General features: G+C 66.5%; 17 protein-coding genes. 10 read left to right on the top strand and 7 right to left on the bottom strand.

All coding sequences use genetic code 11. The annotated features are described in order from the left end of the window. The 3 genes from HFK18_RS20505 to HFK18_RS20515 all read right to left on the bottom strand — a co-directional run bounded on the left by HFK18_RS20505 (position 1) and on the right by HFK18_RS20515 (position 3,982). Positions 1-849, bottom strand: a complete 849-nt coding sequence (locus tag HFK18_RS20505) for a MurR/RpiR family transcriptional regulator (protein WP_180167652.1) — start codon at positions 847-849, stop codon at positions 1-3. A gap of 592 nt (positions 850-1,441) precedes the next feature. Then, positions 1,442-2,536, bottom strand: coding sequence for a dipeptide epimerase (locus HFK18_RS20510; RefSeq protein WP_089238266.1), 1,095 nt, complete (start codon positions 2,534-2,536; stop codon positions 1,442-1,444). Beyond that, entirely contained in the window at positions 2,537-3,982 is a 1,446-nt protein-coding gene (locus tag HFK18_RS20515) for an SH3 domain-containing protein (protein WP_180167653.1), read from the bottom strand. A gap of 132 nt (positions 3,983-4,114) precedes the next feature. On the opposite strand from HFK18_RS20515, the gene HFK18_RS20520 reads away from it, so the two are divergent. The 9 genes from HFK18_RS20520 to HFK18_RS20560 all read left to right on the top strand — a co-directional run bounded on the left by HFK18_RS20520 (position 4,115) and on the right by HFK18_RS20560 (position 15,412). Continuing rightward, positions 4,115-5,587 carry a transglutaminase domain-containing protein gene (locus tag HFK18_RS20520; RefSeq protein WP_180167654.1) on the top strand — a complete coding sequence of 491 codons (1,473 nt, stop codon included), beginning with the start codon at positions 4,115-4,117 and terminating at the stop codon, positions 5,585-5,587. A gap of 50 nt (positions 5,588-5,637) precedes the next feature. Continuing rightward, a complete protein-coding gene (locus tag HFK18_RS20525; RefSeq protein WP_180167655.1) occupies positions 5,638-8,661 on the top strand; it encodes a TonB-dependent receptor in 3,024 nt (1,007 codons plus the stop codon). Positions 8,662-8,716: 55 nt separating this feature from the next. After that, on the top strand, positions 8,717-10,270 hold the full coding sequence (locus HFK18_RS20530) for a serine hydrolase (protein ID WP_180167656.1): 1,554 nt from the start codon (positions 8,717-8,719) through the stop codon (positions 10,268-10,270). Then, positions 10,203-10,916 carry a M15 family metallopeptidase gene (locus HFK18_RS20535; RefSeq protein WP_180167657.1) on the top strand — a complete coding sequence of 238 codons (714 nt, stop codon included), beginning with the start codon at positions 10,203-10,205 and terminating at the stop codon, positions 10,914-10,916. The genes HFK18_RS20530 and HFK18_RS20535 overlap by 68 nt, the downstream gene beginning before the upstream one ends. Before the next feature lie 580 nt (positions 10,917-11,496). Then, on the top strand, positions 11,497-11,868 hold the full coding sequence (locus HFK18_RS20540) for a hypothetical protein (protein ID WP_025878234.1): 372 nt from the start codon (positions 11,497-11,499) through the stop codon (positions 11,866-11,868). 227 nt (positions 11,869-12,095) lie between these two features. Next, positions 12,096-12,515, top strand: coding sequence for an EF-hand domain-containing protein (locus HFK18_RS20545; protein ID WP_100554560.1), 420 nt, complete (start codon positions 12,096-12,098; stop codon positions 12,513-12,515). 97 nt (positions 12,516-12,612) lie between these two features. Further along, positions 12,613-13,365 carry an HAD family hydrolase gene (locus tag HFK18_RS20550; protein WP_180167658.1) on the top strand — a complete coding sequence of 251 codons (753 nt, stop codon included), beginning with the start codon at positions 12,613-12,615 and terminating at the stop codon, positions 13,363-13,365. A gap of 31 nt (positions 13,366-13,396) precedes the next feature. Then, positions 13,397-13,885 carry a hypothetical protein gene (locus HFK18_RS20555; RefSeq protein ID WP_180167659.1) on the top strand — a complete coding sequence of 163 codons (489 nt, stop codon included), beginning with the start codon at positions 13,397-13,399 and terminating at the stop codon, positions 13,883-13,885. 162 nt (positions 13,886-14,047) lie between these two features. After that, a complete protein-coding gene (locus tag HFK18_RS20560) occupies positions 14,048-15,412 on the top strand; it encodes a VOC family protein (protein WP_180167660.1) in 1,365 nt (454 codons plus the stop codon). A gap of 205 nt (positions 15,413-15,617) precedes the next feature. Here the strand turns inward: HFK18_RS20560 and HFK18_RS20565 are convergent, their stop codons facing one another. Further along, positions 15,618-17,132, bottom strand: coding sequence for an acetyl-CoA hydrolase/transferase family protein (locus HFK18_RS20565; protein WP_100554564.1), 1,515 nt, complete (start codon positions 17,130-17,132; stop codon positions 15,618-15,620). Between the two features lie 375 nt (positions 17,133-17,507). Between HFK18_RS20565 and glnE the strand changes: the two genes are divergently transcribed. After that, the gene (gene glnE, locus HFK18_RS20570; RefSeq protein ID WP_180167661.1) at positions 17,508-20,303 is read left to right on the top strand and encodes a bifunctional [glutamate--ammonia ligase]-adenylyl-L-tyrosine phosphorylase/[glutamate--ammonia-ligase] adenylyltransferase; all 2,796 of its coding nucleotides are present in this window, start codon (positions 17,508-17,510) and stop codon (positions 20,301-20,303) included. 306 nt (positions 20,304-20,609) lie between these two features. Here glnE and HFK18_RS20575 read toward each other — a convergent pair whose 3' ends face one another. The 3 genes from HFK18_RS20575 to HFK18_RS20585 form a co-directional block, all read right to left on the bottom strand. Continuing rightward, positions 20,610-21,170, bottom strand: coding sequence for a queuosine precursor transporter (locus tag HFK18_RS20575; protein WP_025878224.1), 561 nt, complete (start codon positions 21,168-21,170; stop codon positions 20,610-20,612). Positions 21,171-21,244: 74 nt separating this feature from the next. After that, a complete protein-coding gene (locus tag HFK18_RS20580; RefSeq protein ID WP_099821369.1) occupies positions 21,245-21,760 on the bottom strand; it encodes a hypothetical protein in 516 nt (171 codons plus the stop codon). 33 nt (positions 21,761-21,793) lie between these two features. Further along, the gene (locus HFK18_RS20585) at positions 21,794-22,285 is read right to left on the bottom strand and encodes a hypothetical protein (protein WP_180167662.1); all 492 of its coding nucleotides are present in this window, start codon (positions 22,283-22,285) and stop codon (positions 21,794-21,796) included. Positions 22,286-22,298: the final 13 nt, after the last annotated feature.

The following is a 22,298-nucleotide window of genomic DNA, read 5'->3' on the forward strand; positions in this document are numbered from 1 at the left end:
TCAGGAATCCAGCAGGTGATCGATCCGTTCCAGGTTCACCGCCAGCTGCTGCTGGCGATCCGGATTGGCGTGGCAGAGCAGCACGAACAGGAAATCGAGCAGGGCGTGCATGGCGCTACGGTACAGCAGCTGCGCCACCTGCGGCGCGCGGTCGTGCGCGCACACCACCAGCGCCGCATCGGCATGCGCGCGCAGCGGGTTGGCGGTGTGGCGGGTGATCGACACCACCTTGCCGCCCATGTCCTGGAACTGGCGCGAGAGCTGTGACAGCTGTGGCAGGTTGCCGAACTCGGAGAACATCAACAGCACATCACCCGGACGCGCCGCCGACAGGTTGGCCAGCATCAGGATCGGATCGGTATGCGGCACCACCAGCAGGCCGAGCAGCGACAGCCGCATGGCGAATTCGCGTGCGTACAGGCCGTCGTCACCGAGGCCGTGGACGAACAGCTTCGGCGCGCCGTCGAGCAGCTGCACGATGCGTTCGATTTCCTCGCGCGGGTTGGCCAGGCGGGTTTCTTCCTCGGCCTGCGCCTTGCTGCGGTGCAGGGCGTCACCCAGGCGCAGGTAGTCATCGCTGATGTCCGGAGCGGCCGGCGCCTGCTGCGGATCGGCACCGGCACGGGCGACGTCCTCGCCGATGGAGTACTTCAGGTCCGGGTAGCCCTTGAAGCCGAGCTTCTGGCTGAACTTGACCACGCTGGACTGGCTGATGCCCAGGGCACTGGCCAGCTGCTGCGAAGAGTAATCGCGCAGCAGGTGGGCGTTGTCGAGGATGAAGTCGGCGATGCGGCGTTCGATGGCCGACATCTGCCCGCGCTCGGTGCGGATTTTCAGCAGGGGCGGCATGCGGGGTGTCCGGGCATGTGTGGGCGCGTTGCGGTTGGTCGCGTAGAGCGTGTCATGGAGTGGGTCGGGCGGGTGGGGTTTGCAGGGGACGCCGTGAATCCGTCCATGGAGGCTTGTCCGCGCTTGCTCGTTTGCGCTGTCCTGCGCAAACGGCAAGACCGGGGTTGGGCGTCCTGCCCAACCCGCCCGAGGCATGCCTCGGGCCCATGGCGGGGACCCCCCTGCAAACCCCACCCGCCCGACCCAGGACAGATCGCGCGCGTGCCAGCCGCGAAAGGGATACGGGGTGGGGCAAAAGCAAGAGCAGAATCAAATGCATCCACGCATGGCGTGGATCTACCCGGAGCTGCTGTTGAGTCCGCCTTCAAGCGAGCCGAGCACCGCAGGTCCGGCGAGGGCGATGAGGCGCGGGTGTCTGAGCGCAGCGAGTTCCCGCGCCGTCCCTCGACGGGCCGAGGAGCGCAGGGAAACGGTGCACAGCACCGGCTCGCGGCCGGCGGAGCGTTTCTTTTGGTTACTTTTCTTTTCGCGAAAAGAAAAGTAACGCCCGACCCAAAGTCAGTTGTACGCCAAGCCAGCCGCAAGGCAGAAATCAACCCAGCATCTCCAGCCCCCGCACTTCGGTGATACCCAGCCCCGGCACATCGCTGATGCTGATCTCCGACTCGTTGAAGCGCACGCCGCCGCTGACCGGATCGAACTGCCCCAGCGACGGGCCATCCAGATCGACCTTGGTGATCACATCGCTCTTGGCTACCGCCAGATGCACTGCCGCGGCGACGCTGATGCTCGACTCGATCATGCAGCCGATCATGCACGGCACGCCGTAGATGCCGGCGATGTCGGCAATGCGGATCGCGTTGGACAGGCCACCGGTCTTCATCAGCTTGATGTTGATGATGTCGGCGGCGCGTTGCTGGATCAGGTCCATTACCTGGCTCGGGCTGAACACGCTTTCGTCGGCCATTACCGGGGTGTTGACCCGGTCGGTCACGTACTTCAGGCCACTGATGTCGGCGGCCTTGACCGGTTGCTCCAGCAGCTCCAGCACCACGCCGGCCTCTTCCAGCGTGCGCATCGCATGCACGGCCTGCTTGGCAGTCCAGCCCTGGTTGGCGTCCAGGCGCAGCAGTGCACGGCCCTCCACGGCGGCATGGATCGCCTTGACCCGCTCGATGTCCACGCCGATGTCCTTGCCGACCTTGATCTTCAGCGACTCGAAGCCGCGTTCGATCGCCGACAGTGAATCGGCCACCATCTTGTCGATGTAGTCCACGCTGATGGTGATGTCGGTGGTGATCACCGGGTCGCCGCCACCCAGCATCTGGTACAGCGGCGCGCCATGCAGCTGCGCCCACAGATCGTAGAGCGCGATCTCCACCGCTGCCTTGGCGCTGGTGTTGCGTTCCATCGCGGTCTGCACCAGCGTGCACAGGCGGTTGAGGTTGACCACCTCCTGGCCGATCAGGCGCGGGGCGATGAAGTGGCGGATCGCTTCGATGATCGAGCCGTGCGTGTCACCGGTGATGACCGCGGTGGCCGGCGCCTCGCCGTAGCCGGTGTGGCCAGTGTCGGTGCGGATCAGCACCACCACGTCTTCCACGGTCTCCACGGTACGCAACGCGGTCTTGAACGGTGTTTTCAGCGGCACGCGCAGCATGCCCAGTTCGATGGCAGTGATCTTCATTCAGGGATTCTTGGCACGCAGGCGTTGGATGTTGGTGATGCGGTCGATGTAGCGGACGCTGTCGCTGGCCATCATCGGCTCCAGCGGCGTGACCGATACGCCATTGAGATGGGCCTGCACACGCTTGCCGTCGGCGCCGAACCAGCTGCCGCCCGCAGTATCGTGGATCACCCAGGTGCGACCGTCGACGTGGCCGATGGCCATCATCACGTGGCCGGGGATGTAGACCAGATCGCCCACCTGCAGATCGGTGACGGCGCGGTCGCGCACGGCCTTGCTGTCCTTGCTGGTGAACGGCAGGCGGTCCAGCGCCGGGCTGATCGCCTGTGCGCTGGTATTGCGCGGCAACAGTACGCCGAAGCTGCGGTAGATCTCTGATACGAACCCACTGCAGTCGCGGGTGTCGTAGTCGTGGCCCCAGCCGTAGCGCTCGCCGAGGAACTTGAACGATTGCTGCAGCAGCAGGCGCGGGGTCAGCGGCAGGTACTCGGCGGCGGTGTCCTGCGAGCGCGGCAGCAGTGCCGGCACCAGGCGCAGGCGGCCGTCGGCCTCGCGCACCGGCAGCTGCACCACCCACGAAGCGTGTGCCTGTTGCCCGTTCACCGGTTCGGCGGCGGGCCAGTCGGCCAGCACCGGCAGGCGCATGCCCATGTCCAGCTGCAGGCGCGATACACGCGGCTCTTCCGGTGTGTAGGCGGTGTGCGCGGTGGCACCGGTGACGATGCGGTACGGGCCCTTCGCGCCGTACCCGAGCACCGTGGCCTTGTCACCACTGGCCACGGCATCGGCTTCGATCCAGGCGCTGTAGCGCTCGCTGTGCACGAACAGCCAGCGGTCATCGGCACTGCGGTGGACCACGGCGACCTTGTCACCAGGGAACAGCGCCGATTCCTGGAAACGGTCGATATCGGTGTCGCCGACGGTGCTGAAAACACGCTGACGGGTGGGGAAGGTGCGCAGCGCGGCGCGCTTCACCACCAGCCCGTACGACGGTGCGACCTGCGCAGGAACCGCGTCGAGGCCGAGGTTGGCTTCGATTGCAGCCCGCAGGCCGGGGGCAATGGCCTGTCCCTTCTCGTCATACAGCGCCCGCTTGGGCCAGCTCGAAAGCGCGCCGATGCTGTCGCGCACCTGCGTGGCGCCGAGCTGTGCAGGCAGCGTGGCGATGTCCTGGATGTGGCTGTCCTCGGCGCGCATCCGCGCGTTCTGCGCATTGATCTGCGCGCGGTCCAGGATCGGTGCGTCGGCGTTGTCCAGCCGTACGGCCCAGTAGTCCGGGGTGAGATAGGCCTCGTGCAGGCCGATCACGTACGGCAGCGGCGCGCCGGGGTCGGGTGCAGGCGTGGCTGCCTGGGTAAAGGCCGGTACCGCCAGCAGGCCCAGGGCCAGCGCCAGGGTCAACCTGCGCGGCCAGTGCCGACGCGGTTCGCGGGAAGCCAGGATCATGCGCTGCACACCCTCCTCGAATGCCTTTTGGAATATTTATTCCTTTTGGCGGCGAAAGCAAGAATAAATTATTGACCGGTCCCCCGGCCCGTGTTACACAGCCGTTACCACCCGCGCTTGGGAAGTGTCGCTGTGGATCCTGCCGTTCGCAAACCGTCTCTGCCTGTCGCTGCCGGACTATGCGCCGCGCTGCTGCTGTGGGCGTGGGCGGCACCGGCCGCGGATCAGCGCAGTGCCGTCGATCGTGAGCAGGAAACGCGGTTGATCGATCTGGTAGACAGCGGTCGCTTCAGCGATGCCAATGCGCTGCTGGCGACCGGAAGCGATGCTGCCGAAAGCGCATTTCAGTACGAGCGCATGCGCCGCATCAAGCTGGATTTCAGCCTCGACGAAGCCGCAGCCAAGGCCGCCGTGCGTCGCTGGATTCCCAACCTGACCGACGAGGAGTTCGCGCGCTGGGACCAGCTGGGCCTGATCGAACACTACGATATCGACGGAACGCGCTGGTACTTCAAGCGCGCACCGTCGAACCTGTTCCTGCTCAGCGACGAGGCGCGTGCGCGCCGTCGCGCGGATGCGCCGATGCCGGCGCCGGGCCCCAACGAGGTGCTCAACGCGCATCACGCGCGCGTGGTCGCTGCCGCCGAACAGAGCGGCACGGCATCGGCGCTGCCGCAGCGCATCGAATTCACCCAATCGCTGACGGTCAAGGCGGATGCCGTGCCGGCAGGCGAAACCGTACGTGCATGGATTCCGTACCCGCGCGAGATTCCCGGCCAGCAGGAGCGCGTGCAGTGGATTGCCAGTTCGCCGGGCAAGGCGCGCATCGCCCCGGCCAGCACCCAGCAGCGCACCGCCTATCTGGAAGCCAAGGCCGTCGCTGGCAAGCCGACGCACTTTGAAATCCGCTATGCGGTGACGATCTTCGCGCGCCACACGGCAATCGACGCGACCAAGGTGCAGGCCACGCCGGATGATCCCGCGTTGAAGCCCTATCTGGCCGAGCAGCTGCCGCACGTGCGCTTCACCCCGGCGTTGAAGCTGTTCTCCGACCAGGTGCTGCAGGGCGAGACACGCCCATATGAAGTGGTACGCAGGCTGTTCGCCGCGGTTGATCGCATTCCCTGGGCTGGTGCACGCGAGTATTCGACGATCAGCAACATCAGCGACTACGCGCTGCGTGCCGGCCACGCCGATTGCGGGCAGCAGACCCTGCTGCTGATCGCCCTGCTGCGCATGAACGGCATTCCCGCGCGCTGGCAGTCGGGCATGGTGTTTTCCGACGATGGCAGCGGCTACAACAACCTGCACGACTGGGGCCAGGTCTACCTGGCGCCGTATGGCTGGCTGCCGATGGATGTGACCACCGGTGCGCTGGCCAGCGACGCGCCCGCGCTGCGTGACTTCTACCTGGGTGGCCTTGATGGCTACCGCATCGCTTTCAACGACGATTTCGGCCAGGCCTTCGTGCCGGCCAAACAGCACTACCGCTCGGAAACGGTCGACTCGCAGCGCGGCGAGGCCGAGTGGTCAGGCGGCAACCTGTACTTCGACCAATGGAGCTATGACTTCCAGTGGCGGGTACTGCCAGCCGGGCAACGCTAGCGCGACACACCACCCCACCACCATTCAATTCTTGCAGGAGAGAGCAGGGGATGAAGGCTTACAACATCAAGCGGGCGGCCTTGTGCGTCGCCCTCGGGACGTGCTTGGGCATCATGCTGCCCACCACGGCCATGGCCCAGAACGTGTCGGGCGCCGTCGCCGGCCGCGCGACCGCGGGCGATCAGATCACCGTCGTCAATGCCGGCACCGGTCTGACCCGGACGGTCACCGTCGGTGCCGATGGCAGCTACCGCCTCGGCCAGCTGCCGGTGGGTGACTACCGGCTGCAGCTCAGCCGCGATGGCCAGACGCTGGGCGAACAGGTGGCGGTCAGCGTCGCTGTCGGTGGCACCACGACCGTCAACCTGGCCAGTGGTGGCGGCGTCACCAACCTCGATGCGCTGCAGGTGGTCGGTACCCGCGTGATCAACCGGGTGGACGTCTATTCCACCGAGACCTCATTCAACATCAACCGGCAGGAGATTTCCCGGCTGCCGGTGGCACAGGACCTGTCCGCTGTCGCGTTGATGGCACCGGGCGTGGTCGGTGGCAACTCGTCGTTCGGCGGCCTGTCCTTCGCCGGTTCCTCGGTGGCCGAGAACGCAGTCTTCATCAACGGCCTCAACGTCACCGACATGTACACGCGTCGCGGCTTCAGCACGGCCCCGTTCGCGTTCTTCAATGAATTCCAGGTCAAGACCGGCGGCTACTCGGTCGAGTTCGGTCGTTCCACCGGCGGCGTGATCAATGCGGTCACCCGCTCGGGCAGCAACGAGTTCAAGGGCGGTGTGGAAGTCTCTGCCGAGCCCAGCGCGGGGCGCTCAAGCGGCGGCGACCACTTCCATCGCGACGGTACGCCGCATTCCTACGGCAGCCGCGACAACAACTCGTTCCTGAAAACCAACGTCTGGGGCTCTGGGCCGATCATCAAGGACAAGCTGTTCCTGTTCGCCATGTACGAGGACCGCAACGACCGCGGCCACAACACCTCGTCCGATGGCAGCACCTGGTTCAAGAACAAGTCCGGCAATGGGTTCTGGGGCACCAAGCTGGACTGGAACATCAATGACAACCACAGCCTGGCGCTGCTGGCGTTCTCCGATGAGGGCGATGTCACCAACGCGTCCTATGCCTACGACTGGGATGACAACCGCCTTGGCGACTGGGGCGGTGATTCGATCACCGAGACTGGCGGCAAGAACTGGTCAGCCACCTACACCGGTCACTTCGGACAGAACTTCACCGCCCGCGCGATGGTCGGCCAGAACAACCAGCGCGCCTTCACCAACTCGTCGCTGGACCAGGCCTGCAGCCCGGTGTTCACCGACAGCACCTATGGCACCCGTCTGTCCAAGCTGCAGGGCCTGCGCGCCGGCTGCCATCCGACCGGCACGGCTGTGGCCGAACGTGATGACACGCGCGACGTGGCGCGCCTGGACTTCGAATGGCAGCTGGGGGATCACCTGCTGCGCTTCGGCGTCGACCGCGAGCTGATGACCACCGACCAGACCACCCGTTATCCCGGGCCGACCGCCTTGAGCTACACCGCGTACGTGGCGCGTCCCGGGGATGAAGTGTGGGACGGTGCCAATGCCTACGTACCGGCCGGTGTCACCGAGATGCTGCGCGCGCGCAACCGGCAATCCGGCGGCAAGTTCGAGACCGAAGCCAATGCCTTCTATCTGGAAGACATCTGGAACATCACCCCCAACCTGATGCTGAACCTGGGCGTGCGCTGGGACCGCTTTGAAAATCGCACCGCCGCCGGCAAGGCGTTCATCAAGATGGACGATCTGATCGCGCCGCGCGTGGGCTTCTCGTGGGACATGAAGGGCGATGGCAGCACCAAGCTGTTCGGCAACGCGGGCCGTTACTACCTGCCGGTGACCAACAACATCAACGTCAACTTCGCCGGCGGCCTGACCGACGAGTACAGCTACTACGTGCTTGAGGGCTGGGAACGGAAAACCTCGCCCACCGGTTCGGCGTACATGGCGCCGGTCATCGGCCAGCAGATCGGGCCGACCGACACGCGCATGAACACCGGTGGTGCCGACCTGCGGCAGAGCGTGGACAAGGATCTGAAGGCGGTCTACCAGGACGAGTACATCCTCGGCTTCCAGAACATGATCAACCAGGCCTGGTCGTGGGGCGTCAATGCCACCTACCGGCGCATGACCCGCGCACTGGATGACATCCGCATCAATTACACCCCCTGCGGACCGACGCCGAGCACGTTGTGGCCGATCGCAAACCCGGGCGAGAGCCTGACCATCTGGGGCGACAAGAGCATCGGCTGCGCCAACGAAGGCTGGATCACCATCGATACCGCCAACAGCGGCTATCGCAAGGGTGGCAGCGGCGAGGTGATCGGTTATTCCAAGCCGAAGCGTACCTACAAGGCGCTTGAGTTCCAGATCGACCGCGCGTGGGACGAGAAGTGGATGCTCAACGCGTCCTACCTGTGGTCCAAGAGCGAGGGCAATTTCGAAGGGCCGGTGAACTCCGATACCAACTACGGCGACACCGGCATGGTCCAGTTCTGGGATCACCCGGCCACCAACGAACGTTACGGCGTGCTGTTCAACGACTTCCGTCACCAGTTCAAGCTGCGTGCTGCGTATGCACTGAACAAGCAGTGGTCGTTCGGCACCACGTTGCAGGTGCAGTCCGGCGGCCCGATCACCGCCTATGGCGTGATGTGGCCGAACGATTCGATCGCCGGTGGCAGCACGTCCAGTGAAGGCAGTGGTGGTGGCACCGGCTGGCTGTGCGTGGCCAACTGTTCCGGCCCGTATGACAAGCGCCAGTTCGAATACAGCCCGCGTGGAGCCTTCGGTCGCCTGCCGTGGACCTGGACCATGGGCGCGAACGTGACCTGGCGCCTGCCGGTGGAGGGCATCGACCTGAGTGCCCGACTGTCGGTATACAACATCTTCAACAACCAGAAGACCATCAACGTGCATCAGCGTTACGAAGCGCAGCCTGGCCAGTACCGCGAGAACACCTTCGCCACCGGTACCCGTTGGCAGGCCCCGCGCTATACCCAGCTGGTGGTGACCTGGAACTTCTGATCGACGAGGATGCGCAGTGCCGGGTGTTGCCCGGCGCTGCCGATGGAGACCGGCCGTGTATCGCCTGCTGACCTTAGCCGTGCTGCTTGCCGCCACCGCCCCTGCAGGGGCCGTGGATACGGCACGCCTGGATGCCGACATCGCCTTCGTGGACCAGCACGAACATCTGCCGGGGATGGCGATGGCAGTGGTCGAGGATGGCCAGGTGGTCTATCGCCATATCGACGGTGTACGTGGTGACGGCGGCCGCATCGACGAGGACACGCTGTTCAAGATCGCCTCCAACAGCAAGGCGATGACCGCCGCGCTGCTGGCCACGCTGGTGGAGCAGGGCAAGCTGCGCTGGGACGATCCGGTGCAGCGCCATCTGCCGGCGTTCCGCATGCACGACCCGTGGGTGGGCGAGCACCTGCAGGTACGCGATCTGCTGATCCACAACAGCGGCCTCGGCCTGGGTGCCGGCGACCTGATGCTGTGGCCCGAACCCAACACCTTCACCCGCGCCGATGTCATCGCCGGTCTGGCACACCTGAAGCCGGTCACCAGCTTCCGCAGCGGTTACGCCTACGACAACCTGATGTACGTCGTTGCCGGCGAGGTGGCCGCGGCCGCCGGTGGCAAGCCGTATGACCAGCTGATGCGCGAGCGCGTGTTTGAACCGTTGGGCATGACCCGCTGCCAGGTGGGCGCATGGTCGGTGGAGCAGGTCGGCAATGTCGCCCAACCGCATGTGCGGCGCGACGGCCGCAATGTGGTGGTCGGTGCGGATGGAACGCTCAGCCCCGACCTGACGTCGATGACGGCTGGTGGCATCCGTTGTTCGCTGCGCGACATGACGCGCTGGATGCAGGTGCTGCTGGACCCGTCGCTGGCGCCGACGTGGTTGGGTGCCGAGCAACGCCGCATGCTGTGGACACTGCACATGCCGATGCCGTTGGGCGAACGCCAACGCGACTGGGACAACGCCCGTTTCTACGGTTATGGGCTGGGCTGGCGGGTGTCGGACATGGACGGGCACTGGAAAGTCGCGCACACCGGTACGCTGTCGGGCATGTATTCTTCGCTGGCGCTGCTGCCGGATCGCAAGGTCGGTGTGGTGATGCTGATCAACGGCGAGGCCGAAGACGCGCGTACCGCGCTGATGCAGTCGGCGCTGAAACAGTTCACCGCGCCGGAAGGCGCGCAACATGTGGGGTACTACCTGGCTGAGCTGGCCGCCGAACGGGCCGTGCGCGCCGCCACGGGGAGTCGTGCGCCCTCCACCCGGGCTGCGCAACCGGCCGCCGCCACCGATCTGTCGCAGTGGCAGGGGCGTTACCGCGATCCCTGGCTGGGCGCGGCATCGCTGTGTCCCACCGGCAACGGCCTGCGCTTGAGCGTGGACAAGTCGCCCACGCTGCAGGCAACAGTGAAGCGGCTGGAAGGGCGCTGGCTGTTGCAGTGGGATACGCTGGAACCCTCGGCGCAGGCGTGGCTGAATCCCGGTGCAGACACGCCGACGCTGGAGCTGCGCGCCATCGATCCGGAGATCGACTTCAGCTATGACTTCCAGGACCTGCATTTCACTCGTACTGGCGATTGCCCTGGCACCGACGGCCCACGCCGCTGAGCCACCACGCATCTCGCCCGCCACCGACACCGTTGCGGCGGGGCTGGTGGAGATCCGCACGCTGTCACCGCGCATCGAGATGGACATCCGCTATGCCGGTGGCAACAACTTCACCGCTGCGCCCGTGCCCGGTTATGAGACGCCTGCATGCTATCTGCTGGCGCCGGTGGCAAAGGCGTTGGCCGATGTGGAGGCCGACCTGCGCGCGCAGGGTTTCGCGCTGCGCCTCTACGACTGCTATCGCCCGGTGCGCGCGGTGCAGGCGTTCATGGCCTGGGTGAACGATCCGCAGGAACAGTCGCGCAAGGCGCTGCAGTATCCGGATCTGGACAAGCCGCAGCTGCTGAGCGATGGCTACATCGCCGAGCGTTCCGGCCACAGCCGCGGTGCTACCGTGGATCTGGGCCTGCTGGATTGCCGCAGCGGGCGCTGTACGCCGATGGACATGGGCACCGACTTCGATTTCTTCGGCCCACGCGCGCATACGCAGGCGCCGGGTTTGAGTGATGCACAGAACGCCAACCGCCAGCAGCTGGTGCAGGCGATGGCACGACGTGGTTTCACCAACTATGCGCAGGAGTGGTGGCATTACACGCTGCAGCCCGAGCCGGATGCCGGTACCGCCTACGACGTGCCAGTGCGGTAGGGGGTGTCGGCAGGGCTGCGCCCTGCACCCGCCGAAGCCTCAAGCCAGAGCAACGGCAACGGCAACAGCGGGCATTCCCTGGGATGGCGGGGTGGGTCCGGTTGCGGGGTACGCCGTAAATACGTCCCTGTAGGCTTGGCCGCGGCATCCATGCCGCGGACACCCCCGCAACCGGACCCACCCCGCCTTCGACAGATTTCCGCGATCTGTCGGAACGGCGTTCTGTGTTGCTGTTGGTGGGTGTCGACCTTGGTCGACACGTAGATCCACGCCATGCGTGGATGATCTTCGATCAATTGTCGAGATATTCGATTTCGATGGAGATTCATCCACGCATGGCGTGGATCTACCCGATCGCGGGAATCTGTCAGAGGTGGGGCGGTGTCGGAGTGCGGGGTGTCCGCCGCATGGATGCGGCTGCCAAGCCCCCAGGGATGGGTTTACGGCGTCCCCGCACTCCGACACCGCCCCACCACCCCACGGAATGCCTGCTGTTGCCGTTGCTTCGGCATCTGCAGGTGCAGGGCGCAGCCTTGCCGATACCCCTTACACTGGCCGCCTTCTCCTGCGTCCCCGCCCGATGAACCTTCCCCTGCATTTCGGCCTGCTCGGTACGCTTGAAGCGGGCCTCATCGCCCTGCTGGTCGGCCTGTTGGTGTACTTCCTGTGGCACCACCTGTGCCGCCTGCTGCACTGGACCGTGGGCCATGCGATCGGCTGGTCGTGCGTCATCGCGGTGATCATTTCCGCCGGCATCGACGCCTGGAAGCTGTTCTACATGGGCATCGTGCGGCTGGAGTCGCCGCTGTATGCGCGCCTGTTCCTGTCCACCATCCACGATCCGAACGAACTGGGCAGCCGCGTGGTGCTGGAAATCGCCGGCGCGCTCTCCGGTGTTGCATTGGGCTGGGTGTTGTTCAGTTCGCGGTCATCGGAAAAAACCGTCGACTGACGCAGGTTTTTCGTTCGCTGCCGGTTAAATCCGGTAGCGCTGAATGCTCGTCTTACTCCCTGCTCACTTCGCACTAACCACCGCGCTAACGCATGCGTCTGCGTGGGTGGTTAACCATGCGTGTTCGCGGCGATCGCCGCGCAAAATCGATTCAGAAACGCGGTGGCAGGGTAGGTGCCGTGCGGAGACAACGACCGCGCACTACCACCCTTCAGGAGACACCCCAGATGACTATTCGCAACCGCAAGCCCCTGATCGCCCTGATCGTCGCCGCCGGCAGCGTGTTGGCCATCCCGGCGATGGCGCAGTCGGCCAAGCAGCAGGCCGCGCATGCACAGAACGAAGCGGCGCAGGCCCAGCAGGCGGCGGCACAGGCAGGCCAGGCGGCCGACCAGGCGACCGATGCGGCCGCAGCAGCGTCGGCGCAGGCCAACGGCGGTGGCCAGACCTGGGCCAGCATCGATACCGATGGCAACGGCACCATCAGCAAGAGCGAAGCGCAGGTGAATGCGGGCCTTGCCCAGGTGTTCGACCAGGCCGATGCCAACAAGGATGGCCAGCTGAGTGCCGACGAGTACAAGGCCTACGTGGCCGCCCAGCAGGCCGGTGCCGGCGCGGGTGGCACGGCCGCAGGCCAGGGCCGCTGATCCACGGTTGAATTCGGGACAACCGGTGCATGGGCAACCCGGGTGGCTTCGGCCACCCGGGTTTTTTTCGTCATCTCTGCGCCTGTATCCTAGGACGATGAACACCTCCACGCCTGCGCCCTCGCGCGCCATCGGCCTGGTCGGTTTTGACGGTGACGACACGCTGTGGAAGAGCGAGGACTACTACCGCAAGGCCGAGCAGGATTACCTGGACCTGCTGTCGCGCTACATCGACGTCCATGACACCCAGACCGCCCGCCACCTGCTGGAAGTGCAGCAGCGCCACCTCGGCGTGTTCGGCTACGGGGTGAAGAGCATGACGCTGTCGATGATCGAAGCGGCCATCGAGATCACCTCGCAGCGCATCGAGGCCAAGGACATCCAGCGCATCCTCGACATTGGCCACGACACCCTGCGCCATCCGGTTGAACTGATCGACGGCGTACGCGAGTCGGTGGCGGCCATCGCCGCGCAGTACCCGGTGGTGCTGATCACCAAGGGTGACCTGTTCCACCAGGAAGCCAAGATCAGGGTGGCGGCGCTGTCCGACCTGTTCCCACGCATCGAGATCGTGTCCGAGAAGGACCCGGAAACCTATGCCCGCGTGCTGGCCGAATTCGACCTGCCGATGCAGCAGTTCGTGATGGTCGGCAATTCGCTGCGCTCGGATATCGAACCGGTGATCACCCTCGGCGGCTGGGGCATCCATACCCCGTACGCGGTGACCTGGGCGCACGAGACCCAGCACGGCGTGGCCGACGACGAACCGCGCATGGTCAGCGCCGATACCGCCTGGGACTGGCCCGCCGCGCTGGCGACGATCGAGGCCAAGGCCGCTGCCGCGGCCTGACACGGCGCGGCGGCTGCGGCAGAATCGGGTCATGAAACTGCCACTGCGCGCGCTGCTGTTGTCCCTGCTGCTGGCGCCGGCCATCGTGCTGGCCCAGCAGACCGCCGAACGTTCGGCGACCTACGAGGTGGATACCGGCGACACCTGGGTCGACACCCAGCTGGCCGACATCAACCATTACGCCGAGCGCTACCCCGATGCCTTCCTCGACGAGGTATCGCGCTACGCCGGTGTACCGCGCGGCTACATCGCCGCGCTGGCCACCACCCACCAGTGGCAGGCCGGCGACATCTACTTCGCCTGTTTCTGGGCCAAGGCCAGTGGCCAGGCCTGCCGCGACAGCGTGCGCGCCTTCAGCCAGGACCCCGAGGGCGGCTGGGCCGAGGTGGTGAAGCGGATGCCGGCCAAGCCGCAGAACCTGCATTACCGCGCCGTGCGCCACGCCATCGTCGCCAGTTACGAGCACTGGGACCGGCCGATCACCCTCGATGCCACCCTGAAGCGCCAGTTGAAACGGTAGCGCCGGGCCATGCCCGGCGAGCGCGCAGCGCGGCCCTGGGGTCCGCCGGGCATGGCCCGGCGCTACCGATGTTCTTCATGTTGCTCTGCGTATCGCCGCGGCCGCGCACTCCGGCGACAATACGGGTTCTCGCCGTTCCCCGTTCCCGTAACCGAGTGACTGATGAGCGCCTCTTTCGTTTCGCCTGATGTGATCCGCCGCCTGTTCGCCCAGGCCATGTCCCGCATGTACCGCACCGAAGTGCCGCTGTACGGCACGCTGGTGGAACTGGTGGAGCGGATCAACTCGCAGGTCCTGGCGCAGGACCCGGCGCTGGCCGCGCAGCTGCTGCGCAACGACGAGCGTGCCCGTCTGGATGAAGAACGCCATGGCGCGATCCGCGTCGGCACCCCGCAGGAATTGGCGACCCTGCGCCGCCTGTTCGCGGTGATGGGCATGTACCCGGTGGGCTACTACGATCTGTCGGTGGCCGGCGTGCCGGTGCATTCCACGGCGTTCCGCCCGCTGACCGCCGCTGCGTTGGCACTGAACCCGTTCCGCGTGTTCACCTCGCTGCTGCGCCTGGAGCTGATCGAAGACGAGGCGCTGCGTGCGCAGTCGGCCGAGATTCTCGCCCGCCGCCGCATCTTCACCGACGACGCGCTGGCGCTGATCGAGCAGGCCGAGCGTGACGGTGGCCTGACCCAGGCCGATGCCGAGCGCTTCGTCGAACAGGCGTTGGAGACCTTCCGCTGGCATGGCGACGCCACCGTGGATCTGCCGACCTACCACGCGCTGCACAAGGCGCACCGGCTGGTGGCCGACGTGGTCAGCTTCCGTGGCCCGCACATCAATCACCTGACCCCGCGCACGCTGGACATCGACGCTGCACAGGCGGCGATGATCGAGCACGGCATGGCCGCCAAGGCGGTGATCGAGGGCCCGCCGCGCCGCGCCTGCCCGATCCTGCTGCGGCAGACCAGCTTCAAGGCCTTGGAAGAGGCCGTGCACTTCCCGGACAACGGGGGCGGCGACGCCGGCACCCATACCGCGCGCTTCGGCGAGATCGAACAGCGCGGCCTGGCACTGACCGCGAAGGGTCGCGCGCTGTACGACCAGCTGTTGACGCAGGCACGCGATGCCGGCGGCGCGGGCAGCACAGGCGGTGACTACGGCCAGCGCCTGCAGGCGGTGTTCGCCAGTTTCCCGGATGACCATGACACCCTGCGCCAGGAAGGCCTGGGCTACTACCGCTACCAGCTGACCGACGCGGGCCGCGCCGCGCCGGAACGCGTGGCCGACCTGCCGGCCGAAGTACTGGTTGCAGCGGGCCTGGCCACGGCTGATCCGATCGTCTACGAGGACTTCCTGCCGGTCAGTGCAGCAGGCATCTTCCAGTCGAACCTGGGCGGTGGCGAGCAGCGCGCCTACACTGCACATGCCAATCGCGAAGCCTTCGAACAGGCGCTGGGCGCGGCGGTGAACGATGAGTTCGAGATCTACGAGCGCATCCAGGCCGAATCGCTGGCGAGCCTGCGCACCGCCTGAAGGTGTGCCGGCCGCTACAGGGAGCGGGCGAGCGATCTCCGATTGCTGGTAGTGCCGGCCGCTGGCCGGCAGCTTCTGGGCCAGGCGAGCATCCGGCGCGGTCGTTGCTGCGGGGAGCCGGCCAGCGGCCGGCACTACCGGATGTCCAGGATCGGATATCCACGCCATAACAAGAAAGGCCGGGCGTCTGCCCGGCCTTTTCACATCATGCCTTCATCGTGCCCGTATCCAGCCAGCGCTGGTGCCACGACAGCGCTTCCGGCAGCAGGTGCGGGGTGTGCTTGCCGTAGCTCTCGCGGCTGGCGCGGTCGAAGTAATCCTGCAGCTGCGCGCGGAAATCCGGGTGCGCGCAGTTGTCGATCAGCACCTGCGCGCGCTTGCGCGGGGTCAGGCCACGCAGATCGGCCAGGCCCTGTTCGGTCACGATCACCGACACGTCGTGCTCGGTGTGGTCGACGTGGCTGGCCATCGGCACGATCGCCGAAATGGTGCCGTTCTTCGCCGTCGACGGGCTCAGGAACGCGGACAGGAACCCATTGCGCGCGAAGTCGCCCGAACCGCCGATGCCGTTCATGATCCGCGTGCCCATCACGTGCGTCGAATTGACGTTGCCGTAGAGGTCCACTTCGATCATGCCGTTCATGCCGATGCAGCCCAGGCGGCGCACCAGTTCCGGATGGTTGGAGATTTCCTGCGTGCGCATGATGATGCGCTCGCGGTAGAAATCGATGTTTTCCTTGAACGTCTCGTTGGCCTGCGGGCTCAGTGCGAAGCCGGTGCACGAGGCATAGCTCAGCACGCCGTCGCGCAGCAGGTCGAGCATGCCGTCCTGGATCACTTCGGTGAACGCGGCCAGGTCGCGGAAGCCGCTCTTGGCCAGGCCGGCCAGTACCGCGTTGGGGATGTTGCCCACGCCCGACTGCAGCGGCAGCAGGTTGGCCGGCAGGCGGCCGCGCTTCACTTCGTGCTGCAGGAACTCGATCAGGTGCGCGGCGATCTGCTCGCTGGTCGCATCGATCGGGCTGAACGGGCTGTTGCGGTCAGGGCCATTGGTGCGCACCACGGCCACGATCTTGTCCGGGTCGCAGCGCAGCGCGGTCTCACCGATGCGGTCGTTGGCATTGACCAGCGGAATCGGCTTGCGGTGCGGCGGCAGCGCGGTGCCGTAGTAGATGTCATGCATGCCATCGACGCCGGCCGGCTGCCACTCGTTGACCTCGATGATCACCTTCTTGGCCAGGTCCAGCCAGGTCTTGTTGTTGCCCAGCGAGGTGGACGGCACCAGCGAACCATCCTCGCGGATGGCCGAGACCTCGATCACGGCGGTATCGATCTCGCCGTAGAAGCCGAACCAGACGTGCTGGGCAACGTGGCTGAGGTGGATGTCGATGTAATCCAGCTTGCCCTCGTTGATGCGGTTGCGCGCATCCGGGTCGCTCTGGAACGGCATGCGCATGGCGATGCCATCGGCCTTGGCCAGCGCGCCATCGAGTTCCGGTGCAGTGGAGGCACCGGTCATCAGGCTGATCTGGAAGGGCAGGCCCTGGGCATGCACCGATTCGATGCGGCGGGCCAGTTCAACGGGAACGGCCTTGGGGTAACCGGAGCCGGTAAAGCCGCTCATGGCCACGGTTTCACCGGGCTGGATCAGCGCGGCTGCGGCCTCGGCGGAGACCACGCGGTCACGAAGACGCGCGTTGGCGATGCGATCAACAGTCATGACGACAGCGTTTCTGGGGGGAATCCCGATTATCGGCCATCCCCTGCCGTACGGGGGGTTCTACCTTCGTGGAATGGTGTTTCCGGCAACGCCTCTCCCATACCCGCCAGTTTTGTTTTGCAGTGCAGCGTGCAAAGTACTTTCGTACACCGCACGATGGCCCTGCATCCCGACGTGGGGGAGGGAGCAGAGCCCGCTGGCAGTTCGCTGCAAGCGGGCTTTTTTATTGCCTGTCGCCCAGTATGAATACGCGTTTTGCACTATTGGTAGTGCCGGCCGCTGGCCGGCAACCCCAGCAACCTTCGGCAGGATCGCAGCAACGGGTCACAGCCCTTCGCCGTTGGCAAAGGGATCCGACCCCGCGAGAATCACGGTATGACCCTCGCCCCCGCCGAATTGCCCGCCACCCTGCAGCCCCTCGTTGACCGCGCACTGGCGCGCCTGGCCCAGGCAGTGCCCGATCCCATCCCGGCCGAGCTGCAGCCGATGCTGGTGCAACTGGCGGTCAGCAGTGACTTCGCCATGGACACGCTGGTGCGCCAGCCCGGCCTGTTGGCGCAACTGGCCGCGCCGGGCTGCCCGCCACTGCCGGCGCCGGTGCTCGACCCGCTGCAGCCCGGCGACTGGCCGGCGCAGCTGCGGCGCTGGCGCACGGCGATGTCGACCCGCTTGATCTGGCGCGACCTGGCCGGGCTGGACGACGTGCCACAGACCCTCGCCGGTGCGACTGCGCTGGCCGAGGACTGCCTGCGCTTGGCGCTGGACGCCCTGCAGCAGGAGTTCGCCCAGCGCCACGGGGTGATTGCCGATGACAACGGCCGACCGCAGCAGCTGGTGGTGTTCGGGCTGGGCAAGCTGGGCGGTGGCGAGCTCAACTTCAGTTCCGATGTCGATCTGGTCTACGCCTACGTGCAGGGCGGTGAATCCGACGGTCCGCGCGCGCTGGCGGCCGAGGAGTACTTTGCCCGCCTCGGTCAGCGCTTGGCCAAGCTGCTGGATGAAACCACCGTCGATGGCTTCAGCCATCGCGTCGACCTGCGCCTGCGCCCGTTCGGCAGCGCCGGCCGCGTGGCGCTGTCATTCGCGGCGATGGATCAGTACTTCCAGCGCGAAGGCCGCGACTGGGAGCGCTATGCGTGGTTGAAGGCGCGCGCGGTGGCGGGCGATATCGCCGCTGGCGAGGCCTGGCTGCAGACCCTGCGTCCGTTCGTGTACCGCCGCTACCTGGACTTCACCGCGCTCGATGGCCTGCGCGAAATGAAAGCGGCGATCACCGCCGAAGTCGCGCGCCGCGAGATGCACGACGACATCAAGCGTGGCGCCGGAGGCATCCGCGAAATCGAGTTCCTGTGCCAGGCGCTACAGCTCATCCGCGGTGGCCGCGAGCCGGTGTTGCGCGAGCGGCGGCTGCTGGTCGCGCTGGATGCGCTGGTCGCCGCCGGGCAGATCGCCAGCGATGATGGCGCCGCATTGCGCGAGGCCTACCTGTTCCTGCGTCGGCTGGAAAACCGCCTGCAGATGCTGCGCGATGCACAGACCCATGTGCTGCCATCTGATGTACTGGATCGCGAACGCATTGCCGTCGGCCTCGGCTATGCCGATTGGGATGCGCTGCGTGCCGCATTGACCGTGCAGCAGCAGCGCGTCAGTACCGAGTTCGCCGCATTGCTGGCCCCGCGCAAGGGCCAGGCCGCGCCGGATGCGCTGGCCAACTACTGGCGCAGCCTGCCCGAGGGCAGCAACGCTGCGCTGCTCGCCGAGGCCGGTTTCCTCGATGCGAATGGCGCCGACCAGTCACTGCGTGATTTCGCCCAGGGCACGGGCGTGAAGTCGCTGTCCGATGCAGCGCGTGCGCGGCTGGACCGCGTACTGCCAGCACTGCTGCACGCCGCCACCCGCTCACCGCAGCCCGACGCCGCCCTCAAGCGCGTGCTCGGCCTGCTGCAGGCAGTGCTGCGCCGTACCAGCTATCTGGCGCTGCTGGACGAGCAGCCCAGCGCGCTCGCGCGCCTGGTCGACGTGCTCGCACGCAGCGCATTGCTGGCCGAACGCCTGGCCGCGTATCCGCTGCTGCTGGACGAACTGCTGGACGTGCGCGTGTCCGGGCCGATGCCCGATGCGGCCGGCATGCTGGCCGAATGCCAGCAGGTGCTGCCGGTGGAAGATCCCGAATCGCAACTGCGCTGGCTCAATGAGACGCGGCTCGCCCTCAGTTTCCGCATGGCCATGGCCACGCTGGATGGCCGCCAGGGTGCGGTTGACAGCACCCGGCAACTGGCCGAACTGGCGCAGGCGGTGGTCATCACCGTGCTGGCGATGGCCGAGGCGGATATGCACGCCGCGCACGGCGCTATCGTCGGCGGCCGCTTCGCGATCATCGGTTACGGCAGCCTGGGCGGCCTGGAGCTGGGTTTCGGCTCGGATCTGGACCTGGTGTTCCTGCACGATCACCCGGCGGGTGTGGAAGCGAGTGATGGCGCCCGCCCGCTGGAGCCGGGCCGCTGGTATGCGCGCCTGGCCCAGAAGGTGATGGCGCTGCTGGCTGCGGTCACCGCCGCCGGGCGGTTGTACGACATCGACGTGCGCCTGCGCCCGGACGGTGGCAAGGGCTCGCTGGTGTCTTCCCTGGCCAGTTACACCGAGTACCAGCGTGATCGCGCATGGACCTGGGAGCACCAGGCGCTGGTACGCGCACGCGGCGTGGCCGGCGATGCCAGCCTGCTGCAGGATTTCGAACAGGTACGTGCGCAGACGCTGGGCCGCGAACGTGATCGCGCGACGCTGTACGCCGATGTGCTGAAGATGCGCGGGCGCATGCGCACCGAACTGGACCGCAGCGATGCCGCACGGCTCGACCTGAAGCAGGGCGCAGGCGGCGTGGTCGATCTGGAATTCCTGCTGCAGACCGGTGTGCTGGCGCGCAGTGCGCAGACACCTGCGTTGCTGCAGCCGCGTGCCACGCCGGCGTTGATCGACGCGTTGGCAGCGGCGGGATTCCTGCCCGATGCCACCGCACAGGCGCTGCATGGCGCGCACGCCACGCTGCTGGAGGTAGGGCTGGCCTGCACGCTGGATCGCAGGCCGCGGTTGGCGCCGACGACGCCGGCCATCGAAGACGCGTGTGCGGCGATCAGCGCCGCGTGCATCGCCGCGGATCTGCCGTTCGCCTGAGTGCAGGTGGTGTGGATGCCAACCAAGGTTGGCACCTACCGGGTGATGGCCTGCTGTTGGCATCCACCGTGCGATGGCTTGCTGTTGGTAGGTGCCAACCTTGGTTGGCACGCTGTTGCCGGCGGAATGAACGCTGACGGATTGTGCCAACCAAGGTTGGCAACTACCGGGCGAAGGTTTGCTGTTGGCATCCACCGTGCGATGGCATGCTGTTGGTAGGTGCCAACCTTGGTTGGCACGCTGTTGCCGGCGCCATGAACGCTGACGGATCGTGCCAACCAAGGTTGGCACCTACCGGTGAGGCGGTCAGCCCGCTGTGCGCAGCGGCGCCATCTTCCACAGCAGCGCGCGGAACGGGGCCAGCAGGCATACGCCGATCGCCAGCTTCACCGCCAGGTCGCCCGCGGCCCAGCTCACCCACGGCAGGGTGGAACCGGCGAAGGCGATCGACCAGAAGATGGTGGTATCCACCGTAGCGCTGCAGGTGGTGGCCACCATCGGCGCGCGCCACCAGCTGCCACGGCGCAGGCGGTCGAACACGGTGATGTCCAGCAGCTGGGCCACGATGAAGGCCGAGCACGAGGCGATCGCAATGCGCGGCGTCGCCACCCACACCGACAGCAGCACCGCCACCGCAAAACCAATCCACGCCACGCGGCGGGCCGGGCCCGGGCCGAAGCGGCGGTTGATCAGGTTGCTGACCAGAAACGCCACCGGGTAGCTGAAAGCACCCCAGGTCAGCCAGTCATTGATGGGGTACTGCACCAGCACGTTGGACAGCAGCACCACCGCGCCCATGGCCAGCACCGCCAGCACCAGGGCGCGGGCGGTCAACGGGGCAAAAACAGGCGCAGGACGCACGGACATGGCGAGCCAGGGGAAAAAGGGGATCGCCCATTATCCGCCCGGCCCGCCGCAAAGCCAAAAACGGCCGTTCAGCTTTACAGCTGTTCGCTCAGCGCGTCGCCGGCGGCATAGGCCGTGGGCACATAGGCCAGCGCCTTGCCGTCGCTGTTCTTCACCGTCCAGCCGGCACCGGCATCGGTCGGGTCGAAGCGCACCTGCTGGCCGACCACGAAGCCGGCCACCGGGTCATCGCCCTCGATCGCCGGCCACTGCAGGGTCGCGGTCTGGTCGGCCTTGTCCGGCACCTGCAGCTGCACCTGGCGCTCGCCAGCGGCGGTGGTCGCCACCTGCTTCACTTCCATCGGCGGCAGCGGCACCGCCGGGGTGCGCTCGGCAACCTTGCCATTGCGCTCGCTGGCCTTGAACGGCGCCTTGGACAGCGCGGCCAAACCCATCGAGGTGGCAAGCGGAACCGACACCACGATCAGCGACGTGACCAGCACGCTGGCCTGGCCGCTGTTGATGTGCGGGGCAGCACCGGCGTGCACGGTCGGCACCGTCAGGGCCGAGAGCAGCAGGGCGGCGGCGGGGGCGCGCAGGGAACGAAGCATGGTGACCTCCTGGTCGGGAAGAGAAGCAGCGGCTCAGCGCTGCGTATCGAAAATGTCGCGTGGGCCGGTGGCCTCGGGCAGGTACTCCAGCGGCCGGCCCTGGTTGTCGCTCACCCGCCAGCCGTTGCCCGATCCGGCGGGTTCGAAGTTCACGGTCTGGCCCACGTTGAACTGCACAGCGGGGTCACCGGGGCGCTTGGGCCATTGCATGGACGCGGTGTTCTGCGGGTTGGCGGGGTCCTGCAGCAGCACCTCGCGGCGACCATCGACGGTGGTGGAGATGGCGCTGACCTGCATCTGCGGCAGCTTCACCGCGCCCTGGCCCGCAGGCACGCCGGTATCCTCGGCTTCTTTGGCCGCCGCCGCTTGCGCAGCTGCCACCATCGGTGCGGACATCTCCAGGCTCGGCCCCTCGGGCACGCTGTTCTGGATGATCACGATGCGGCGCTCGGCATGTGCCGGCGCTGCAGACAACAGGCTGCCGCACACAAGCACGGCCAACGCGGAAAACTGCAGGTTGCGCATCATCTTCTCCTTG

This window comes from Stenotrophomonas sp. SbOxS2 (genome assembly GCF_013416715.1).
GTDB classification, from domain to species: Bacteria; Pseudomonadota; Gammaproteobacteria; order Xanthomonadales; family Xanthomonadaceae; genus Stenotrophomonas; species Stenotrophomonas lactitubi.